The sequence below is a fragment of the Flavobacterium adiutor genome (genome assembly GCF_048282555.1).
Lineage (GTDB): Bacteria > Bacteroidota > Bacteroidia > Flavobacteriales > Flavobacteriaceae > Flavobacterium.
Genome location: NZ_CP182487.1, coordinates 2,291,520 through 2,311,796, shown reverse-complemented (window position 1 = coordinate 2,311,796; position 20,277 = coordinate 2,291,520). Strand labels below are relative to the sequence as shown.

The following is a 20,277-nucleotide window of genomic DNA, read 5'->3' as shown; positions in this document are numbered from 1 at the left end:
AATATTGAACATAATGTAATTCTTTTTATTTCTTTAGCAAAAACCCCGCTAGCAGAAAAATATAATTATCAGTCGCCCTATAATTTTTCTGAAAACAGAGTTATAGATGCACGAGAATTGGAAGGATTAGAAGCAATTCGATTGACGGGAACTGATGGAAATTCTAGGTTAATGACTAGACCTGCTAATAGTACCTTGCAAAAATCAGCTTCTTCTGTATTTGCTTATTTTCATCCGATTGCGGCTAATGCTATCGGTACAATAGAAAGGGGGAGTACAAACATTTCAAGTGTTAGTGGTAGAATAGCGAGACACATGACAGATAACGGGAATATGTCTGGAGGTATTGGTTCTGAAAGCAATGCTTTTAGACATGCTTTATGGTCTGCAACTATGAGCACTAGATATGATGAAGAAATTGCTACAAAGGCAGGGAATGCTCATGAGGGAGGTAAGATTTTTGATGCATTATCCATAGACTTTAATAGTCCACTAATTCAAAATACTGATTATGCAGATTCAGTTGTAGATTTATTAAATAACGAAATAGGAAGGCAAATTTCAGAAGGTATTGGTAACGATTTTACAAGTCAAATTGATATAGCAAGGCAAGTCTTGAACGTTCAGGTAACTCATGGATTATGGAAAGTAAGTACAGATAAAAATGGGAATATCTCGATATCGAGAAAAAAAATATCAGAAAGACAATTTAACGCAAGTTTACAAATACTTAATAATTTAGATAGAGGATCCGGTTCTACGAAGTGTTCTCAAAAAAACTACAGTGCTGCGCAAATGTCTCTGACTTTGCGCAATTTTTTTTATATTCTTATAATCTCAAAATCTCTTAAAAGTCTCCCGACTTTTAATTTAACCTTACATACCCATGCTCTCGCACGAATCCTTTCGTGTGACGCAAAAGAAATCCACTAGCAATCGTTGTCTATATTTCTGACCCCAGCTAGTCTGAGCAAGTAAAAGAGAATTGAGTATAAAAAAACCGAACAATTGCTCGGTTTTTTTATATATTAGAATAATCTTTAGGTTCTTTATACGAATGAATGATGGCTAAAATCACTATCTGTTTATGGTCTTCATCAATGAGATAATGAATAAGATACGGAAATTGCTTGAGCGAAACAGTTCTAACATTGTTGTATTTTACTTGAAATCCAAAAGGAGTTTGGGCAATGAGCTTTTTCGCTTCTCTAATTCTCGATAAAAATTCTTTTGCCAATATAGGACTGATTTCCTTATAATATTTGACTGCAAAAATGGTGTCTGCTTCAACAAGCGGACGATTTTTAAAGCTATAAATCATAAAAGACGTTTTTCAATATCATCAATCATTTTATCAAAATCCATTACATCAGTTGGTTTTTTGTAATAATCGTTTAATCTGGTATCAAGAATATCTTTTTGCCATTGTGGCAATTCATCATCTAAATCAACGTCAGAAGGCAATATAATTACTTCTACTCTACGAGCGGTAAATCCTTCGGGTAAATAAACCTGAAAGGAATGGTCTTTTACTTCTATAAACTGTCTAATAGCATCCATACGATTAAATTTTAGTGTATTGTTTTCTGTTTTTCACTTCGTGAATCATTGCATCAAGAGTAAAAAAAACTTTTTCTTTTTCTTCTGAAGAAAATTCTCCAATAGCTTTAAAACGTGCTAGAATCTCGGGTTCTCTAAAAAGATTAGCTTCTTCATTTTCCCCTAAAAGATAAGCTACAGTAGATTCTAAAAAATCAGCCAGCTTTTTTGCCGTATCAATAGACGGTACCATCTCATCTCTCTCATAGCGAGAAATAACACTTACCGAAGTATTCAACTTTTTAGCTAACTCCGTTTGACTTAAACCTAAATCTTTTCGAAGAATCGCTATTTTTTTTCCAAATGTAATCATAATGAATTAGCCTTAAACAGTGAATAATAGCCGTTTTTTAATTGATTAAGACAAATATACAAACCTTTTACGATAAAATAAAATTGAAAAAGATTTTGCATTTTAATTTGATTAGATTAATTTTTACCGAAAAGGGTTAATTAAAAGTTTTAAAATAATTTTATCAATGGAAATCACATCAATAAAACAGCATTTACCATTAGCACAAGTTTTGAACCATTATAGCTTAAAACCTAAGAATAAAATGCTCAATTGTCCTTTTCACGATGACAAAAACGCAAGTTTGCAAGTACATCTGGAAAAGAACTTTTACAAATACCACGCTTGTGGCAAAAATGGCGATGTTATTCAATGATGAGTTCAGGATTATTAAAAATCGCTATATTCTAAATATTAACAGCATTTTGTTTAAAGAGTAAATATAGTTTGTATGCTTTATCCGCCAACAAAGCTCCAACTAACCATTGTTTAATGGTTTGTTTAGATTCTGTAAGTGAATAAATTCAAATAGTTCTGAAGATATTTAGAACTCACTCCGTTAAATTGTCTCAAGAAATCTTTTAATTCCCCAACTGGTACTCGTTTGTACATCATTCTGGTGCTAGATTACATTGAGCACCTACTTAAATCTAAAATACAAAAAATAGCGTTTTCAACGTGGATAATTTAAAAAATCCTCATTAAGATTGTAGCTATCACAACATACTATTTAATCTCTCATTAGTTTAAAATAGAACTAAAATTAAATAATCACAAGTTTTACACATAAATCATCAAAAAAATCATATAAAATCTGACAAACCTATAGTCTAATTTTATAGATTTGTTAAAAAAATATCCTTACAATTTAACAGGATAATTTTATATAAAATTAAAATCATGATTAAAAAAATTATTGTGTTATTTCTTGTCGTTTGTACGGCTTGTCAAACCACTAAAATAAAAAATGACACTTACAAAATTGCCACTACATCTCCGGAATTAGGTTCTATAGGCCAATCTCAAAAAAACACGAAACAGGAAAATAATTTTGCAGTCAGAACACTGCCTAAACTCGAAAATAAAATTAGGATTACAATTGGCATTGTGCCTTTTAACCGTAAATTAAACAAAGTATATAAGTCAAAAGCCAGATACAACCAAAACCAGACTAAAGTCACATATATTGATAGTCTTCCTAAAAAACCGGAACTGGTTACCCTTAAAATATTAGATATAAATGGATTTGTGGGTGAACTCAATGCGTCTTATAATACAGATGTTTTCAGGCTGCTAAGAGATACTGAGAACTTTGAAATTATCACCAGCATTGCCGTAAGCCTTTCTACTGATGAAATTACAAAAATCAGGCAGGCTGATGCTTATTATCTAATAAATTCCCTTGAAAAAAAATATACGATCGCCTTATACAAAACCGGTAAGAAAACAGACTCTATTGATGTGAGTACTGATAGTATTGTAGGCTATCAAAGCAGTAAATTTTGCTGGGCTTCCAATCAGCAAAGACAATGGTACATCGCTGATATTGTGGAAGGGAAAAACAGCTGTAAAGGAAATACTAAAGCAATCCCGGAGGATAAAAAAATGAAAAGCCTTTTCGATATGTAATGTTTTTTCATCTCTCCTCCTATTCTATAAATTCTAATCAGTTATAAACTGAAAATCAATTCAAATGAACAAATTCGTTTTCTATAAAATTATACCCTGCATTTTATTTTTAGCCTTATTTTCCTGTGAGGAAATATTACTTTTAGATGATATTTCAGATAAAGAAGTTACCCTGGTTGCCCCTGCCAATAATTCCGGTTTATTTTCGACCGGTGTTTCTTTTTCGTGGAATAAAATTGAAAATGCAGATAAATATCATTTACAGATTGCCAAACCTAATTTTGCGTCACCCGTACAAATTGTCCTTGATACCTTAGTTACTGCTACAACATTTAACCAGCAATTAAATATTGGGAAATATGAGTGGCGTGTTAAAGCAGTCAACAGTGGCTATGAAACTGCTTATAAAACATGGGCTTTTGAAATTTTAAACAACGATGATTTCCAAAACAATACTGTTGTTTTGCTATCGCCAAACAATAACCTCATTACAAAAATTGCGGCTCAGAAATTATCATGGCAAAGCATCATTGGTGCCACCGAATACCAGCTTCAGATTTATGACAATAATAATATTGTCGTTAAAGAAGAAAACACTTCCTCTACCAGTATCGATTACACATTTCCTGAAGGAAGCTTTACCTGGAAAGTCAGAGCCAGTAATGGGACAAAAGAAACATTATATACGACAAGAACCATTTTAACAGATACGAAAAAACCCAACACTCCTGTTCTTACTAATCCGGTAAATGCAAGTTCAACGACTTCTACCAGTATTAATTTTCAGTTTAGCAGAATCCCTGTTTCAGGCAGTACTGAAACAGACAGCATTTATGCGTATAACGAAAGTGCCCTGACAAATTTAAATTTTAAAGATAAGGCGTCCAGCCCTTACAATAAAACACTGACCAAAGGCACTTACTACTGGTACATCAAATCTTTTGACGAAGCCGGAAATGTAAGTGATAAAAGTACTGTTTTCAGTTTTACTATAAATTAAAATTCTTTTAGAATTTCTAATCGCTAATTAGAATATAAAATTTTCAAGATTGAAACGAACTAGCCCGAAAATAAACGATTAAATGAAAAACAAAAAAAACATATACATCCTGTTACCTATCGTACTATTCGTGTGGGGAGGTGTTTTGTATCAGGTTTTTTCTTTTAGCAACACAGATGATATAAATCCTATCGAGAAAAATGATTTTGTCATAAAACCTTTAAAGATAAAAGATAGACAAACATTTTCTATTGATGTTAATTACAGAGATCCTTTTTTAGGCAAAATGTACGCTCCCAAAGAATCTTCAAAGGTTTCTTCAACCAAATCTGCAAAAACGATTAAACAGCCTAAACCACAGGAAACTTTGGTCTGGCCTACTGTAGTTTATAAAGGAATGGTAACTGACAATAAAGAAAAAAAGAAAATTTTCATCCTGATTATTGACGGAAAAAATTGTTATATGAAAATTGGGGATATACAAAATGAGATTTTTCTAAAAGATGGTAACAAAGAATCTGTCTATATTAAATACAAAGGAAATCTAAATCTTATAATGCTGGGAGATTGAAGCTGATCTGTAAAATTAAATCCGGTGCATTACAGTTTACAGTTTTTGTAGCTGTCCTTATTGCTTTGCTTTTGGCCGGGCTAATTTTGTATGCTTATACTTTTATCTACATGAAAGAGCAGTCAAAAGGAGCTATAGAAAATATCCAGATAACAGATATTGGAATTCAATATTTGCTGGAACAAAAAGAAATCAATTTGGATACCGCTCAGATTGATTTCTTTAAAAAAGAAAATCAGACCATAAAAACCTGTTTATCACAATGGGGAATTTTTCAAAAAGGGATTACTATTACACAATTTCGAAAAAAGAAATTTACCAAAACAGCACTTATAGGTTCCCTTATAAAATCGGATGAATCACCTACCCTGTTTTTACAGGAAACCCATAATGGCTTAACAGTAGTTGGAAACACAGCCATTCACGGGAATGCCTATTTACCAACTCAGGGAGTAAACTCAGGATATATTGCCGGAAACAGTTACTATGGATCACAGTTAATTTATGGCACGGTTAAAAAAAGTACTGCAGAATTGCCAAAACTAGAAAAAACAGTATTAGAGAGTGTTCAATATTACCTCAAAGAATATAAACCCGGCAATCAGGGAGATTACATAAATTTAAATTCGGTTTTAAAAATTACAAATTCTTTTAAAACAAAAACTAAAGGGTATTATTCACCAGATCCTATCGTTCTGGAAAACAAGATGATTTCAGGTAATATTATCATTAAATCGGAAACATCTATTACCATAAAAAAAACTGCAATTCTTAAAGACCTCATACTAATAGCCCCTATCATAGAAATTGAAGAGGAAACTATTGGCAATTTTCAGGCCATAGCTTCTAAAAAAATTACATTAGGAAAAAGTTGCCATTTAAATTATCCTACCGCTTTATTGCTTTACCAGGATAATAAAAACAACCCGAATGAAACTTCGAATATTCCATTTGACAATCAAATTTTTATTGACTCCAAAAGTATTGTAAAAGGCAGTATCTGTTATATCCAGACTAAAGAAACGCCTGATTTTAAAACACAAATTATTTTAGAAAAGGACGCAAGAATAAAAGGACAGGTATATTGCAATGGAAATTTTGAAATTAAAGGAACTGTTTCCGGTTCGGTTTACACCAAGCAATTTGTGGCTAACCAATCAGGTTCTATTTTTATGAATCATATTTACAATGCTACTATTGAAAACCAAAATATTCCAATGATGTATGGCGGAATCCTTTTAGAGCAAGAACCTAAAACTGTTTTGCAATGGCTGTATTAAAAAAAATAAAATCGGCCACACTGATTGAAGCTCTTGTTGCAACTGTACTGATTGTAATCGTCTTTGTCATTGCCAGTCTGGTATTGAACAATTTGGTTTTAAATACTTTTTCTAAAAATACACACCCTGTTGAAAACAGAATTAATGAACTGGAATATGAAATTCAGAATAACTTAATCAAAATCCCATATCAGGAAAGTTATAAAGGCTGGGAAATTACTATTGATTCTGAAAACTCAGCAACCATTTCTTCTAAAAAAACAATAACCATTTCGGCCGTAAACAGTACATCAAAAAAGGAAATTTTAAAACAACAAATTGTATGGCTGCAGGAAAATTGAAATCATTTACACTTGCAGAGTTAATAGTTGTGATGATTATCACTGCTATAGTGGTTGGTATGGCATTTAGCGTACTGCGAATCGTCCAGAAACAAATCTACAAAATTCAGGTCAATTTTGAAAAAACAAGTACTTTGGCTTTATTTGAGCAAAAGCTGTGGCAGGATTTTAATGAGCCTCATACTATAACCTATACTAAAAATGAACTCATTCTGATTTCAGAAATAGATACCATACATTACTCCTTTCAGGAAAATTTCATAATGAGAAATCTGGATACAATTAAATTAAAAATTATCCCGAACAAAGCATTTTTCAGAGGAAAAGAAATTACGAACGGTACTATAGACGCTATTAGCATCTCTGCCGATACAGAACTTCCTGAATATGAAATTTTCGTTTCAAAAAAAAATGATATAACCTTATTTATGAATCAGGACGATGGCCTTTAAAATAGAAAACACCCCAAACAAAAAAACTGTTCAGTCTAAAAAACCGAATAGTATTGAAGATTTGCTGAAAAAAGAAATCACTCTTTTTGGAGATTCTTTTAACAATAAAAAGAAACAAACCTTTTATCAGGAATTAGCAGTTTTATTAAAAGCCGGAGTAAGTTTTAAAGAAGGCCTTTCATTGATTATTGAATCATTAAAGAAAAATAATGATAAAGAACTGATTCAGACTATACTTAATCAGGTCGTTAATGGTAAGCCGTTTTCAGATGCTTTACAAGCCTCCAAATCCTTTACCGAATATGAATATTATTCTATCAAGATTGGTGAAGAGACCGGAACAACTGCACAGGTGTGCGCGGAGTTAGGTTACTTTTTTGAACGTAAAAACGAACAAAAACGAATCATTATTGCTGCTCTCACCTATCCTTCGATTGTATTAAGTACAGCCGTATTAGTGGTCGTATTTATGTTGAGTTATGTGGTACCCATGTTCCAGGATATCTTTAAACAAAACAATATGGAGCTGCCTTATCTGACACAGATAATTGTTAAATTATCTATGATGACCAAAAAATTTGGATTCTATATTTTTATTGCTTTAGTCCTTTTAATTTTCTCTGCACGCTTTTTTAAAGACAATCTTAAATACAAAAGGACACTGCATTATTTGCTGATTAAAATCCCTGTTTTAGGAGCTTTTATGAACAAAGTCTATCTCGCACAATTTACACAAGCAGTTACTTTATTAACGACCGCAAAAGTTCCACTTTTGAACAGTATACAGATGGTAAAAAAAATGATTCAGTTTGTGCCCTTGCAGGATGCACTGGAAAAAGTTGAAGAAAGTATTTTAAAAGGAAACAGTTTAAGTTCCAGTTTAAAAAACACTCCCCTTTTTGATAACCGAATCATTTCACTTGTAAAAGTAGCTGAAGAAACTAACCAGACCGAATATGTTTTTAAACAACTCAGCGAACAATACAATAACGAAGTGATGCAGCAATCTAAAGTGATGACCACTGTTTTGGAACCTTTTATTATCCTTTTTGTGGGCGTTTTAGTAGCAGTTTTATTAGTTGCCATGTATTTACCGATGTTTCAGTTGAGCAGTGCTATTGGATGAGGCAATTATAGCTGTTATCTGAAAAATAAAGCGTTTTTTTATTTTCCCATAAAAAATGGGTTTGCAAATTGTTCAGTTAAGACTATAAAAGATAATCTATGTCACTTTTTAAAATATAATTTCTAAATTTGCTCCAACCACTGGGTTAATGTGTTCTTTAATATACAATACAAAAAATTGACAAAGCGTTATCTGCTATACAAAATTTATAACCGTTTTTTGTTTTTGTTAAGTGTTGTTTTGTTAGATTTTGTACCTCATCATCAGCAAACCATTAAAAATACTGAGTTGTTAATTTCTGTATTGGAAAATAGGCTTCACAAAACATCACAAAAAAGAGACCCAATAGCCTCTTGAAATTCTTCTGACTCCTTTATCGAAAACCGCATAGGAATGGATGTTGAGCGGTTTCGTTCAACACGGGCTTCATTGTTCGTGCTTCGCACGCAACGAATCCCTTGCTGTTACCAGCAGTATTTTATTTTTCTCTTAGTTGTTTTATTGTTTTCAAAACTAATTCTCGGTTTTTTTTCGACGTAATCCATTTCGGTAATCTACTTCCTAAACTTTTGTTTTCAATACTTTCTATATTTCGTTCTCTTAATTTCGCTTCAACATGCTTTTCTAAAAAGTCAAGATGATCATAATTATATGCCCACAATGTATTTTCGCCACATTTAATTTTAAGCCAAAGAGGTCGATGAAAATAAGGGTCATTCATATCTCCAATTACAAAGTATCTAGAAATTAAATTTTCACTTTTTGGATTAAATCCAATCCCTGTTGACATTTCATTAAGTCGCTTATTATAACCACACTTTGAACAGATTAATTTAATCTTATTCTCGTCAATATTCCTAAAAAGTGTTTCGTCAGTTTTTACGATTCCTTTTTCGCTACAATTCGGACAAACAACATAAATATCTTTTATGAAATCATAAATCTGTATTTGATATGAATCTTTTGTACGTTGTGTAGTCATAATATTGCTGGTAACTTATTTATATGCGCCACAAAGTAGCGCCAATCTACCCGAAATTGGGTGTATATACGAATGTTTGTTACGTTTACATACTTTCAAAAATAACCAAAAAAGATTACAAATTACCAAAAAATATTTAGTTACCTCTACCCCTTCTCAATAAGGAATGGAACACTTCGGACAGTTGGGGGAGCTTATCATAAAACTCTTTGATAATGAAGCAATTTTATCTACTTAATTTGCTTCACTTTACCGGACACAGAATACAATTCTGCGCTAACCGTTATGCAGACCTGCACGATCGGGATTTATTCTGTAAAAAACCGCCCCTGTCGGCTTTACATCTGATAAAGGACAAGCCGCTAAGATCACCCTTATTGGAATTTTTATGGCACTGCTTCAATTCGCAGCAAGTCAGGACAGTTTCAATCCCATCAAAGTATAGACATAGAATTATGAAAACAGCCGAAATTTCTCCCCATAACCAAAACCAGCCCGCTCCAATTTCGCTGCACTCCACCACAAGAAAAATCCTGAATATCCCCAAAAACAACATCATCCAAACCTTTAATAAAACAAGAAGTTTTAAATTTTACTGCTATCTGCTGCTAATCGCTTTACTGCCCTGCAATAACTGCAGTCTTTTCCATTTTTTATATCTATAAATTAAAATTCAATTAGCAGTCCGCTTAATTAATAAGGCTAACCAGTTCTTACACACAAATATTGTTTAACTATTTTTAGATATAATTAAACAAAATAAATCTAATTGATTATCTTAGCTGTAGGATTTCCCATTCTTTCAAAGAAACAACTTACTGATGAACACAAGTTATTCTAGCTTTTCTGCACCTGAAATCGATCGCATCATAGAAATGGCTTGGGAAGACCGTAGCATTTTTGATGCCATAAAGTTTCAATTCAATTTACGTGTGGAGAAGGGCAAAACCAAACAAGCCGCAAAACGCCCGGCGGAAATTGATCGTTTTAAATGCAGCCGACAAAGAGCAAATTGTAAGAATAAAGTTTCAAATAGAAGATAAAAACTACAGCTAATGAGAAAAGATAAACCGGACAATATCGTGTTTTCAGAGCAGCATGGTTATAATGCACGCACCCTGCCGTATTCTACCAGTGTTGGTGCGCCGGTCATAAAAGCAGATGATCTGGCAGGATGGAAAACCATGGGCATCCATAAGGTAAACAAAGAATTTGAAAGTAAATTCAATCAATTAAAGGCTCAATATCAAAATTTAATCGAAGAATTTCAGTGGAATGTACTGCTTTATAATGCCCGGTTTTCTTTTGAACCCATTATTGGGGAAAACTATCATTTGTACAAAGATAGAGATGGTTTTAATTTTATCTCGCTAATTACACCCGAAGAATGGAATAAGGAACATGTGGGCACTTTCAGGCTCAACAGTGATAAAAAATGGGCCCTCATCACTCCTAGAACTACTACTTTTTAATACAATTTTAAAGAGATGAAAAATAAGCTGAATTTTAAAACCAGTGACCTGAAAAAAATGCAAAAACAGACTCTGGTGCATCTGATCAACAGCCTTGGCGGTTTTAAAAGTGTGGCCTTGGTTGGAACATCAGATACACAGGGAAACACCAACTTATCTGTTTTTAGTTCTTTTTTTCATATTGGTGCCAATCCCCCACTATTAGGGATGATTTTTCGTCCGAGTCCTCCCGAGCGTGATTCTTTGAGAAATATCCTCGATACGGGTTTTTATACGCTAAATCATATCAACGAAGGTATTTACAGACAAGCGCATCAGACATCGGCCAGATATGATAAAGAGGTTTCTGAATTTGAAGCTACAGCACTGAGCAAAGAATATAAAAATGATTTCTTCGCTCCTTTTGTAGAGCAAAGCAACATACAACTGGGCATTGAATTTAAAGAAAAAATAGATCTTGCTATCAATAAAACCACTATGATTATCGGCGAAATTGTTCAGATCTACATTCCTGAAAACTGCTTGTCCCCAGATGGATTTGTAGATCTTGAAAAAGCCAATACCATTACCTGTTCCGGATTGGACAGTTATCATAAAACGGTACAGCTCGACCGACTCTCGTATGCAAAACCTGATAAGGAAATTACATCAATGATTTAAAATTGAATAAAAAAATAGTAAATATTATGTGGTTCAAACGTGATCTTCGTTTTACAGATCACGAGCCTCTTTTTAGGGCGCAGCAGCAGAATATCCCCTTGCTTTTGGTTTACTTTTTTGAGCCTTCAATTATGGAACATGACGATTCTGATGTGCGCCATTGGCGTTTTGTTTATGAATCCTTAAAAGAAATGCAGTCTAAACTAAAACAAATTGGGGCGCATATCTATTATTTTCACAATGAAGTGCAGCGGGTTTTTGAGCATTTATCGAGTATTTACGAAATTAAGACCGTTTTTTCGCATCAGGAAATCGGTACTAAAATCACATTTGACCGCGATATTGCCATGCAGTCTTTTTTTGACAATCATAGCATTTTGTGGAAACAATCGCAGCTGCACGGCGTGATTAGAAAACTCAAATCAAGACAAGGCTGGGATGAGCGGTGGGAAAAAGTTATGCGGGACGCCCCTAAAATGATTGATCTGAATACGATTAAATTTGAAAGTTTAGATCATGCTTTTTATCAAAACCTAAAAGGAAAAATACTTTCTCAGGCTATTACTACACATAATGAAAACTTTCAGCAGGGCGGCGAATACTGGGCATGGCGTTATCTGAAAAGTTTTGCCCAGGAAAGACATGTCAATTACAGCAGACATATTTCCAAACCCGGTTTAAGCCGAAAAAGCTGCAGCAGGCTTTCGCCTTATCTGGCCTACGGAAATATAAGTATGCGAATGGTCTATCATTATACCAATGAGTTTTATGAAGCATCACCCAACCAAAAAGCGATGCTCAATTTTGTTTCCAGACTGCATTGGCACTGCCATTTTATGCAGAAATTTGAAAGTGACTGCCGCATTGAATTTGAAAACACAGACCCAAGCTTTGATGTACTGATAAAACCTAAAAACCAAAATTACATTAAAGCCTGGCAGGAAGGAAAAACTGGTGTTCCCATTGTTGATGCCTGTATGAGATGCTTAACTGCAACGGGGTTTCTCAATTTTAGAATGCGCGCCCTGGTGGTGTCCTTTTTTGTTTTTAACCTCTGGCAGGACTGGCGCGATCTTCATTTTCTGGCACGACAGTTTCTGGATTATGAACCGGGAATCCATTATCCGCAGCTGCAGATGCAGGCGGGGGTTACCGGAACGGGGACTATCAGAATTTATAATCCCATTAAAAATTCTGAGCAGCACGACAGCGAAGGAATTTTTATCAAAAAATGGATTCCCGAACTCGCCAATATCCCGCCACACTTAATTCATGAGCCCTGGAAATTGAGCTTGATCGATCAGCAGCTGTACGAATGTGAAATTGGAAAAGATTATCCCTTTCCGATAGTTGATATTGAGAAAACCAGAAAATACGCCAGTGACGCTATTTGGAGTATTAGGAAAAAAGAAGAAATTAAAGTTCAATAATTGAAATAGCAGCAATTCTAATGCGAACAGTAAAAAAAGAAAATCTGCCTACTAAAATCTGTCTGGTTTGTAATCGTCCTTTTTCATGGAGGAAGAAATGGGAAAAAGTTTGGGAGCAGGTTAAATACTGCAGTGATAAATGCAGAATGAATAAATAATATGGCCAATAAAACGTTAAGGCTCATTCTGGGCGACCAGTTGAACAGCAACCATTCCTGGTTTGAAAAAGCAGACGATTCTATCACCTATATCATGATGGAAATCCGGACAGAAACCGATTATGCCACGCACCACATTCAAAAAATAGCAGGATTTTTTGCCGCAATGCGCGAGTTTTCTAAGGATTTAAAGCATCAAAACCATAATTGCATTTATCTGAAATTAAACGATAAGGATAATCTTCAGTCTCTGGAAGCTAATCTGTCTTTTATTATTTCAAAGGATCATTATACTGCTTTTGAGTATCAGCTGCCAGATGAATATCGGGTTGATTTACTATTGAAAAACTTTTGCTCACAGCTTTCCATTGCCTTTAAAGTTTACGATACGGAGCATTTTTTCAGCACACGCGATGAACTGGGCAGATTCTTTGAAGGTAAAAAAACATTTCTCATGGAAAATTTTTACCGTGCCATGCGAAAGAAACACAATGTGCTGATGGCTGGGGATAACCCAATTACAGGACAGTGGAATTATGATGATGAAAACCGAAAAAAGCTCCCTAAAAATCACAAGCCTGCCATGCCTTTGGTTTTTAATAATAATGTTTCTGATATCATGCAGGAGATTTTAAAAACCGATATTAAAACCATCGGGAGCATTGACAGTACCAATTTTATATGGCCCATAAACCGCAAACAATCTCTTGAACTGCTTGATTTTTTTATCGGTGAATGTCTGCCTTTATTTGGTTCCTATCAGGATGCAATGGCCCCGGATGAATGGTCGCTGTACCACTCGCGACTGTCCTTTTCCTTAAACACAAAAATGATTTCTCCTGCCCTGGTGATTCAGGCAGCAATTGAAGCCTGGGAAAAACAGCCCGAAAGTATAGCGTACAATCAACTGGAAGGTTTTGTACGCCAGATTATTGGCTGGAGAGAATACATGCGGGGTATTTACTGGCTCAAAATGCCTGAGTTTGCCTCCCTTAACTTTTTGAATCATCAGCAGCAACTGCCGAATTGGTACTGGACAGGAAAAACAAAAATGAACTGCTTGAAAAACGCAATAACACAATCTTTGACTTTTGCCTACGCACACCATATCCAGCGGCTCATGATTACAGGAAATTTTGCGCTTCTGACCGGTGTTGATCCTGACCAGGTTGACGCCTGGTATCTGGGCATTTATATCGATGCGCTGGATTGGGTCGAAATTACCAACACACGAGGCATGAGCCAGTTTGCAGACGGTGGCATTGTAGGCACAAAACCCTATGTAAGTTCGGCCACATATATCGACAAAATGAGCCATTACTGCGGAACCTGTTTTTATAATAAAGCGAAAAAAACTGGTGATAAAGCCTGCCCTTTTAATAGTTTATATTGGAATTTTTACGATAAACACGAAGATAAACTGGCCAAAAATCCAAGAATTGGGATGGTGTACAAAGTATGGCATAAAATGAAGCCCGAGGATAAAACAGCCTTGTTAAAACAAGCCGATCATTATTTAAAAAACATAAACAGCTTATGAAAACAGCGATAGTCTGGTTTAAAACAGATTTACGGATAACCGATAATGAAACATTATTAAAAGCAATTTCTCAAAATGACAGTGTCATTCCGATTTATTGTTTCGATGATTCACATTTTACAACAACAGCATATGGATTTAAAAAAACAGGCGCTTTCAGAGCCCAGTTTCTGATGGAATCCTTACTAGACCTGGACACTAATTTAAGAGCATTAGGATCAGGTCTGCTTATTTTAAAAGGAAAGCCTGAAATTGAAATCCCAAAAATTGTAAAGCAATACAAAGCGGCTAAAGTATATGCCAAACGGGAAGTTGCTTTTGAAGAAAAGCGTACCGAAACCCTGGTGCAGTCTGAACTTTGGAAACTTCAGTGTGAATTCCTCACTTTCAGCACCAGTACTTTATACCATGCTGAGGATCTGCCTTTTTCTATAAAAAACATACCCGATATATTTACTGATTTTAGAAAAAAAGTAGAAAAGGATTCACAAATAAGAATAGCATTTGGAAAACCGGCAGACGTCAATTCGCCTGAAATTCCTGAACTTGATCTGCCAGATCTGCAGCAGCTTGGGCTGCATAAAACAAGCATGGATCCCAGAGCCGCTATTGGGTATATTGGAGGAGAATCACAGGCCTTAAAGAGACTGAATTATTATTTCTTTGAATCTAGGTCAATTTCAACATATAAGCAGACCCGAAACGCAATGACTGGTTCGGATTATTCTTCTAAGTTTTCTGCCTGGCTTGCCCTAGGATGCATCTCACCGAGGTTTATCTATCAGGAACTTAAAAAATATGAATCGCTGCACACTGCCAATGATTCAACCTATTGGCTGATTTTTGAATTGTTGTGGCGTGATTACTTCAGGTTCATGATGAAAAAATATCACAACAGTTTTTTTCAGAAAAACGGAATTAAAAATACGGATTTTACAACAAAAACAGTCAATTTAGACCTGCTACAGAACTGGATTGATGCAAAAACCGGAGTAGATTTTATTGATGCTAACATGACCGAACTCAAATTAACCGGTTTTATGAGCAATCGAGGCCGACAGAATGTTGCAAGCTATCTATGCAACGATCTGGCAGTCGACTGGCGTTATGGCGCAGCTTATTTCGAGCAACAGCTGATAGATTATGATGTCTGCAGTAACTGGGGAAACTGGGCTTATTTAGCCGGTGTAGGCAATGATCCCAAGGGGAGCCGTTATTTTAACATAGAAAAACAGGCAGCAGATTATGATAAAAATAAAACCTTTAGAAATCTATGGCTAAAGAATTGAAGGCTGTCAAAAGCAAATTAAACTTTGCAGATTCAATATTGAAAATGAGCCTGATTAAGTTTTTGTTATACCTATCGGTAATTTCTAAAAACGACTTCTAGTCTCCTAAAAATTGAGCATCACTAAGAGTTTTCATAAACGCAATAAGATTGTTTTTTTGTTCTTCACTTAGCGGAATTCGCCTGCCATTATCTTTAAAAATCGGATCGAGGTTATCTGCATCCAAAACACCATTATCAAAATAATCCAAAAGAGATCTTAAATCAGCAAACTGACCAAAACTTCCGTAAGGAGCAGTGTATTCTATATTCCTTAAAGTAGGCACGCGAAAACTCATAAAATCAGAAGGAATTCCCGTAACCCTGCCTCGACCTGCCTCACTAGTATTCATGTTCAAAGGAAAACCTATATTTCTAAAGCTTTGATCACTAAACAATTCTGTAGCATGACAGCTGGCGCATTTTTGTTGAAAGGTCTGGTATCCCTGCAATTCGCTTTCTGTAAAAGAGGCTTTATTTTGTTTCATCTTATCGTATTTGCTGCTGGCAGAAATTAAGGTATACTCAAATTGTGCAATGCTTTTATAGATTCTCTCCGGTGTGATAGTCTCATCTCCAAAAGCTTTTGCAAACAAATCTTTGTAAGCTGCGTCGTCTTTAATTTTTCCAATGACCTCCAAAATTGACGAATCCATTTCTTCATGGGTGATAATAGGAACAAGGGGCTGGTTTTCAAGCTGCAGCTTGCTTCCGTCCCAATTGTAAAATTTCAAAAAAGCCAGATTTTGAAGCGATGGTGTATTTCGAAGCCCTACCCTTCCCTTGATACCAACAGCCTGCGCATTATGATCCGTAAAGGCATTTGCCCGGATATGACAAGTAGAACATGAAATAGTATTATCCGCACTGAACCTTTTTTCCGAAAACAATTTTTCTCCCAATTCTACGCCGTATTTAGTGGGTCTGTTCTGGCTAAAAAAAGCATTAAGCTGAGGAAATCCGGATGGAATACTCAGCGAAATTTCGGGATTATCAATCAAAATCATATCAGCATCATCATCATTGCTGCAGGATACAAGCAAGATTGAAAGCAATAGGATAGCAATTATTTTTTTCATTACAAATGAATTTAAAAACAGAACCGCCGGGCCTGTAAAATCCTGACGGTGCTGCAATATGAATTTAGTTTTCTACTCTTATTACAGAAAACATTCCTGTAATATCACTTGATCCGTTTCCTCCCAGATTATCCACAAACTTTACCATTTGGGCAGCAGTATGAATATTTGGAGTTGCATTATCATTCATCCCTGTTCCGGTTGACAAGGTAATGGTATTCGCTTTTCCGCTCAATAATTTATCAAAATCGGCTTTAATTTTAATTCTCGGAGCTTTACTTCCCACAACTGCATTGGCTGTCAGGTTCAGAGTAATATCCCTGTACGCATTCACACCCTGGGTGTAGTTTGGAGCAGTTCCTTCCACTGTGCTTCCAGTATGGATTGACATTGTTTTATTATCAGTATCATAAAACCCTTCCACTTTTGTAAAACGGTAACCGCTTCCCCATTCCCACATCATTTCTGTATCGTTGGCTCCCGCCGAGGCATAGAAATTAGGAAACCTTACCTGGTCTAAAGTATTTTGCTCTGGTTTTATACCCAAACCAAATTTAATCTGCTTGTAAGTCGCAGACGGTACATTGCTTAAAACATAACTAAGTGTCGCTGTTTTGGCCTGATCAATTACGGTTGCTCCTTTATCCAGATCATTTACGTTGTACGGCACTTCATCTCCGTTATCTTTTACAAGACGGATGTTGCTGATCACATATTTCAATTCTGAAAAATGATGCACTTGTCCTGCAGCTGATGTATTTACTGTCGCCGATGCTGAAGCTGCATTGCCCAGAACAATAGTATTATCCTTGAAAGTATTATTGAATTCCAATGTTACATTGTTTGCTGCTGGATTATCATCATCACTTGAACACGATACGAATGCCAATGAGGCAATGGATAATAAAAGGTATTTTTTTAAATTTTGCATTTCTTTTTGATTTAATTCTTGTTATTCTAGTTATTAGTTGAGACGGGGTAACTATCATTTTAAATAGGCGGTGGTACAAAAATTTCCAAACAAGGTTCTACTTTCCAAAATTCCTTATAAAATAGTACTTTATTAGAATTTATAGCTGTTAAAAAAGGAACTTTAAATTCAATGTTCGAAATCCAAGTCATGTCTATTTTCTTGCCAATACTGGTCAGTTCCAAATCGGTGCTGTCTGATTTTTCTAATTCTTTCTTTAAATGACATTTACCATGGCATTGCAGTTCCGGCCTGGCTCTGTTGACACAAAACTCCTGTTCTATATTTTTCTGATTGAGCTTAAAGTGTACCATAATGAGTGCCTGCTGGATAGAAACCAACAACAAAAGCATTGTCATTGTGATACTAAAAACTTTTCTCATGTTATTAGAAATTGAATTTTAAAGACGTGAAAATATTGCGCCCCATTCTTGGGATATTTCCCCAGTCGGCATAAGTGCTGTAATATTCATTTAGTAAATTCTCAGCCCCAGCCTGCACCACTGCTTTAACTCTATTGATATTAAAAGAATAATCCGCTGATATGTTCCAGGTGGAATAAGCTGATGTTAAATCTTCTCCGTACTCCGGACTGTAATTGATCTGCTGAAAATCACCATTTACAGAAGTCTGTATGCCAAATTTTTTGTGCATAAAATGAAGCGAAGTCTGATAACTAAGCGGACGTATAAAAGGCAGGTTTCCTCCCTGATCATCCATTGCACGCGCATAGGTAAGTGTTCCTTTCCAATGTAAATGTTCTAAAACATCATAACTTACATTCATAGACATATTTAAAAGTGTTGCATAATCTAATGACGTATACCCTTTCACTCCAACTGACTGATAATTCATCGGACTTCCCATACTTAAAATCCTTCCAATGATATAATTCTGAATGTAGAAGTAATTAATTTTACCCTGAATGCTTAATTTTTTGTTTTGAAAACCTGCGCTGGCATTTCCTTCATATGAAATTTCATTTTTCAAATCGGGATTTCCAATATAATCGTAACGGTCAAAACTATTGTAGATGTAATACCCGTACCCTTCGGAGACAGAAGGTGCCCTGTGCCCGTAACCTGTTCCTACAGAAAAATTAAAATGATCAATATCCAAATTATAACCTGCATGCAGGCTCGGCAGAAACCTTGTCTTTTCCTGAGGTGCCCCGGGATGGAAAATCCAGTTGAATTCTACATATTTGGAATCATTGTAATTTACGCCCAAAGAACCGCCTAAACTCAACTGGCTTTTCTCTGAAAGCTCCCATGAATTATTCATAGAAAGCCCCCCGTAACGGGTTGTAACCCAAGGCCAGCTGTAAGCAAACATGGTTCTTTTGCTTCTATCCTGCGGGTACATTCTCATCTCAGCAATAGATAAGTTATCATAAGCATTAAGTTGTATTTCTGACGAATAACGGTTCTTTTTCAAATTGGCTTTAGAAACCAGTCCATAAGTAGTGCTCCAGCCCGGCATATCCATGTGAACCAGATTTTCAGGACGGGTGTTATCATCCATATAATGCTCAATGGCATTAAAATAGATTTTTGAGTCGATTACTTTTATGAGTCCATCTTCAAATAATTGTTTATAAGAAGCTGATGTAATAAGGGCACGGGAAAGTGATAAGTCCATTGGCAGTGCCGGATAGCCAACATCTTTTGCCATATCAAAAATAGCATCTACTCTTACAGATGACAAATCAGTGGTTTTGTAGGCAAAACCTAACGAGGTATTGAATTTTTTATATTGTGAATGTTTTACTTCATCATTGTTTCCGTTATAATAATCGTCTGCTTTTCGGTACGAAATACTTCCTTCAGCCACAATTTTTTTACCTGAATAGACCACATTTCCAAGATTAAAAAACTGTTTGTTATTAAATTCAAATCCACTTTGGTAGGCTGCGTTCCATTTTTTGGCAAGACCAAACGGTGTGCTTCTTCTTTTCAGGTCAATACTTCCGGCCACCGTTGCACCATGAAGGCTTCCCTGCTGCCCTGATTTGATATCAATAGTTGAAAGGTTATTGCTCTCCACATAAGACGTTACCGGATCCATTTTATCGGTGCAGGCGCCAAAAATGTGCATCCCGTCAATAGTAAGGGTAGAACGTTCGCTGCTCATATTATTTAAAAGCGGCTCCCATGCATAAGCGCCTCGTTTGATGAAGCTGATATTATCAGCAGATGATAAAAATTCATCAACAGAAACTGCCATTTTCATTTCGGTTTCGATTTTCTTTTTGACAGCGTTTTTTACCTGTACTTCTTCTAAGTTTTTTATGCTGTCGTGATGTGCGCAGGTGTTTTGCGCCGTAACAGACATTGCTAAAAAAAACAGTATTATGATATATTTCATAT

The 20,277-nt window shown here is 35.3% G+C and carries 24 protein-coding genes; 16 read left to right on the top strand and 8 right to left on the bottom strand.

The window, feature by feature from the left end:
- The first annotated feature begins 117 nt into the window (after positions 1-117).
- Positions 118-933, top strand: coding sequence for a DUF6973 domain-containing protein (locus ACNC7R_RS09960; protein ID WP_417940944.1), 816 nt, complete (start codon positions 118-120; stop codon positions 931-933).
- Between the two features lie 88 nt (positions 934-1,021).
- Here the strand turns inward: ACNC7R_RS09960 and ACNC7R_RS09955 are convergent, their stop codons facing one another.
- From ACNC7R_RS09955 to ACNC7R_RS09945, 3 genes are read right to left on the bottom strand one after another with little or no spacing between them, the layout of a single operon-like run.
- Positions 1,022-1,321 carry a type II toxin-antitoxin system RelE/ParE family toxin gene (locus tag ACNC7R_RS09955; RefSeq protein WP_417940942.1) on the bottom strand — a complete coding sequence of 100 codons (300 nt, stop codon included), beginning with the start codon at positions 1,319-1,321 and terminating at the stop codon, positions 1,022-1,024.
- Entirely contained in the window at positions 1,318-1,560 is a 243-nt protein-coding gene (locus ACNC7R_RS09950; protein WP_417940940.1) for a hypothetical protein, read from the bottom strand. The genes ACNC7R_RS09955 and ACNC7R_RS09950 overlap by 4 nt, the downstream gene beginning before the upstream one ends.
- Positions 1,561-1,564: 4 nt before the next feature.
- Positions 1,565-1,912 carry a helix-turn-helix domain-containing protein gene (locus ACNC7R_RS09945; RefSeq protein ID WP_417940938.1) on the bottom strand — a complete coding sequence of 116 codons (348 nt, stop codon included), beginning with the start codon at positions 1,910-1,912 and terminating at the stop codon, positions 1,565-1,567.
- A 166-nt stretch (positions 1,913-2,078) separates the two neighbouring features.
- Here ACNC7R_RS09945 and ACNC7R_RS09940 point away from each other — a divergent pair, with 166 nt between their 5' ends.
- The 8 genes from ACNC7R_RS09940 (at position 2,079) to ACNC7R_RS09905 (ending at position 8,290) form a co-directional block, all read left to right on the top strand.
- Positions 2,079-2,267 carry a CHC2 zinc finger domain-containing protein gene (locus ACNC7R_RS09940; RefSeq protein ID WP_417940936.1) on the top strand — a complete coding sequence of 63 codons (189 nt, stop codon included), beginning with the start codon at positions 2,079-2,081 and terminating at the stop codon, positions 2,265-2,267.
- Between the two features lie 524 nt (positions 2,268-2,791).
- Complete coding sequence (locus ACNC7R_RS09935; RefSeq protein ID WP_417940934.1) at positions 2,792-3,520, top strand: hypothetical protein; 729 nt, start codon at positions 2,792-2,794, stop codon at positions 3,518-3,520.
- Positions 3,521-3,584: 64 nt separating this feature from the next.
- Positions 3,585-4,520 (top strand): hypothetical protein, encoded by a 936-nt coding sequence (locus ACNC7R_RS09930; protein WP_417940932.1) that lies wholly within the window; start codon positions 3,585-3,587, stop codon positions 4,518-4,520.
- An 82-nt stretch (positions 4,521-4,602) separates the two neighbouring features.
- Complete coding sequence (locus ACNC7R_RS09925; RefSeq protein WP_417940930.1) at positions 4,603-5,091, top strand: hypothetical protein; 489 nt, start codon at positions 4,603-4,605, stop codon at positions 5,089-5,091.
- A complete protein-coding gene (locus ACNC7R_RS09920; protein ID WP_417940928.1) occupies positions 5,088-6,371 on the top strand; it encodes a hypothetical protein in 1,284 nt (427 codons plus the stop codon). The genes ACNC7R_RS09925 and ACNC7R_RS09920 overlap by 4 nt, the downstream gene beginning before the upstream one ends.
- On the top strand, positions 6,359-6,712 hold the full coding sequence (locus ACNC7R_RS09915; protein WP_417940926.1) for a hypothetical protein: 354 nt from the start codon (positions 6,359-6,361) through the stop codon (positions 6,710-6,712). Before ACNC7R_RS09920 ends, ACNC7R_RS09915 begins: the two co-directional genes overlap by 13 nt.
- The gene (locus ACNC7R_RS09910; RefSeq protein ID WP_417940924.1) at positions 6,694-7,164 is read left to right on the top strand and encodes a PulJ/GspJ family protein; all 471 of its coding nucleotides are present in this window, start codon (positions 6,694-6,696) and stop codon (positions 7,162-7,164) included. Before ACNC7R_RS09915 ends, ACNC7R_RS09910 begins: the two co-directional genes overlap by 19 nt.
- Positions 7,154-8,290 carry a type II secretion system F family protein gene (locus ACNC7R_RS09905; RefSeq protein ID WP_417940922.1) on the top strand — a complete coding sequence of 379 codons (1,137 nt, stop codon included), beginning with the start codon at positions 7,154-7,156 and terminating at the stop codon, positions 8,288-8,290. Before ACNC7R_RS09910 ends, ACNC7R_RS09905 begins: the two co-directional genes overlap by 11 nt.
- Positions 8,291-8,768: 478 nt before the next feature.
- Here ACNC7R_RS09905 and ACNC7R_RS09900 read toward each other — a convergent pair whose 3' ends face one another.
- Positions 8,769-9,272, bottom strand: a complete 504-nt coding sequence (locus ACNC7R_RS09900) for a hypothetical protein (RefSeq protein ID WP_417940920.1) — start codon at positions 9,270-9,272, stop codon at positions 8,769-8,771.
- An 821-nt stretch (positions 9,273-10,093) separates the two neighbouring features.
- Here ACNC7R_RS09900 and ACNC7R_RS09895 point away from each other — a divergent pair.
- From ACNC7R_RS09895 to ACNC7R_RS09865, 7 genes are read left to right on the top strand one after another with little or no spacing between them, the layout of a single operon-like run.
- Positions 10,094-10,315 (top strand): DUF2805 domain-containing protein, encoded by a 222-nt coding sequence (locus tag ACNC7R_RS09895; RefSeq protein ID WP_417940918.1) that lies wholly within the window; start codon positions 10,094-10,096, stop codon positions 10,313-10,315.
- A 12-nt stretch (positions 10,316-10,327) separates the two neighbouring features.
- Positions 10,328-10,744: a DUF2452 domain-containing protein gene (locus ACNC7R_RS09890; protein WP_417940916.1), complete on the top strand. Its 417-nt coding sequence runs from the start codon at positions 10,328-10,330 to the stop codon at positions 10,742-10,744.
- A gap of 57 nt (positions 10,745-10,801) precedes the next feature.
- Complete coding sequence (locus ACNC7R_RS09885; RefSeq protein ID WP_417940914.1) at positions 10,802-11,404, top strand: flavin reductase family protein; 603 nt, start codon at positions 10,802-10,804, stop codon at positions 11,402-11,404.
- Positions 11,405-11,406: 2 nt separating this feature from the next.
- On the top strand, positions 11,407-12,834 hold the full coding sequence (locus tag ACNC7R_RS09880; RefSeq protein WP_417940912.1) for a deoxyribodipyrimidine photo-lyase/cryptochrome family protein: 1,428 nt from the start codon (positions 11,407-11,409) through the stop codon (positions 12,832-12,834).
- Between the two features lie 20 nt (positions 12,835-12,854).
- On the top strand, positions 12,855-12,992 hold the full coding sequence (locus ACNC7R_RS09875; RefSeq protein WP_417940910.1) for a DUF2256 domain-containing protein: 138 nt from the start codon (positions 12,855-12,857) through the stop codon (positions 12,990-12,992).
- A gap of 1 nt (position 12,993) precedes the next feature.
- Entirely contained in the window at positions 12,994-14,532 is a 1,539-nt protein-coding gene (locus ACNC7R_RS09870; RefSeq protein WP_417940908.1) for a cryptochrome/photolyase family protein, read from the top strand.
- Positions 14,529-15,821: a DASH family cryptochrome gene (locus ACNC7R_RS09865; RefSeq protein WP_417940906.1), complete on the top strand. Its 1,293-nt coding sequence runs from the start codon at positions 14,529-14,531 to the stop codon at positions 15,819-15,821. Before ACNC7R_RS09870 ends, ACNC7R_RS09865 begins: the two co-directional genes overlap by 4 nt.
- Before the next feature lie 97 nt (positions 15,822-15,918).
- Here ACNC7R_RS09865 and ACNC7R_RS09860 read toward each other — a convergent pair whose 3' ends face one another.
- The 4 genes from ACNC7R_RS09860 to ACNC7R_RS09845 form a co-directional block, all read right to left on the bottom strand.
- The gene (locus tag ACNC7R_RS09860; RefSeq protein WP_417940904.1) at positions 15,919-16,938 is read right to left on the bottom strand and encodes a cytochrome-c peroxidase; all 1,020 of its coding nucleotides are present in this window, start codon (positions 16,936-16,938) and stop codon (positions 15,919-15,921) included.
- Positions 16,939-17,002: 64 nt separating this feature from the next.
- On the bottom strand, positions 17,003-17,869 hold the full coding sequence (locus ACNC7R_RS09855; protein WP_417940902.1) for an MbnP family protein: 867 nt from the start codon (positions 17,867-17,869) through the stop codon (positions 17,003-17,005).
- Between the two features lie 59 nt (positions 17,870-17,928).
- Entirely contained in the window at positions 17,929-18,291 is a 363-nt protein-coding gene (locus ACNC7R_RS09850; protein ID WP_417940900.1) for a hypothetical protein, read from the bottom strand.
- A 4-nt stretch (positions 18,292-18,295) separates the two neighbouring features.
- Entirely contained in the window at positions 18,296-20,275 is a 1,980-nt protein-coding gene (locus tag ACNC7R_RS09845; protein WP_417940898.1) for a TonB-dependent receptor plug domain-containing protein, read from the bottom strand.
- Positions 20,276-20,277 lie beyond the last annotated feature (2 nt).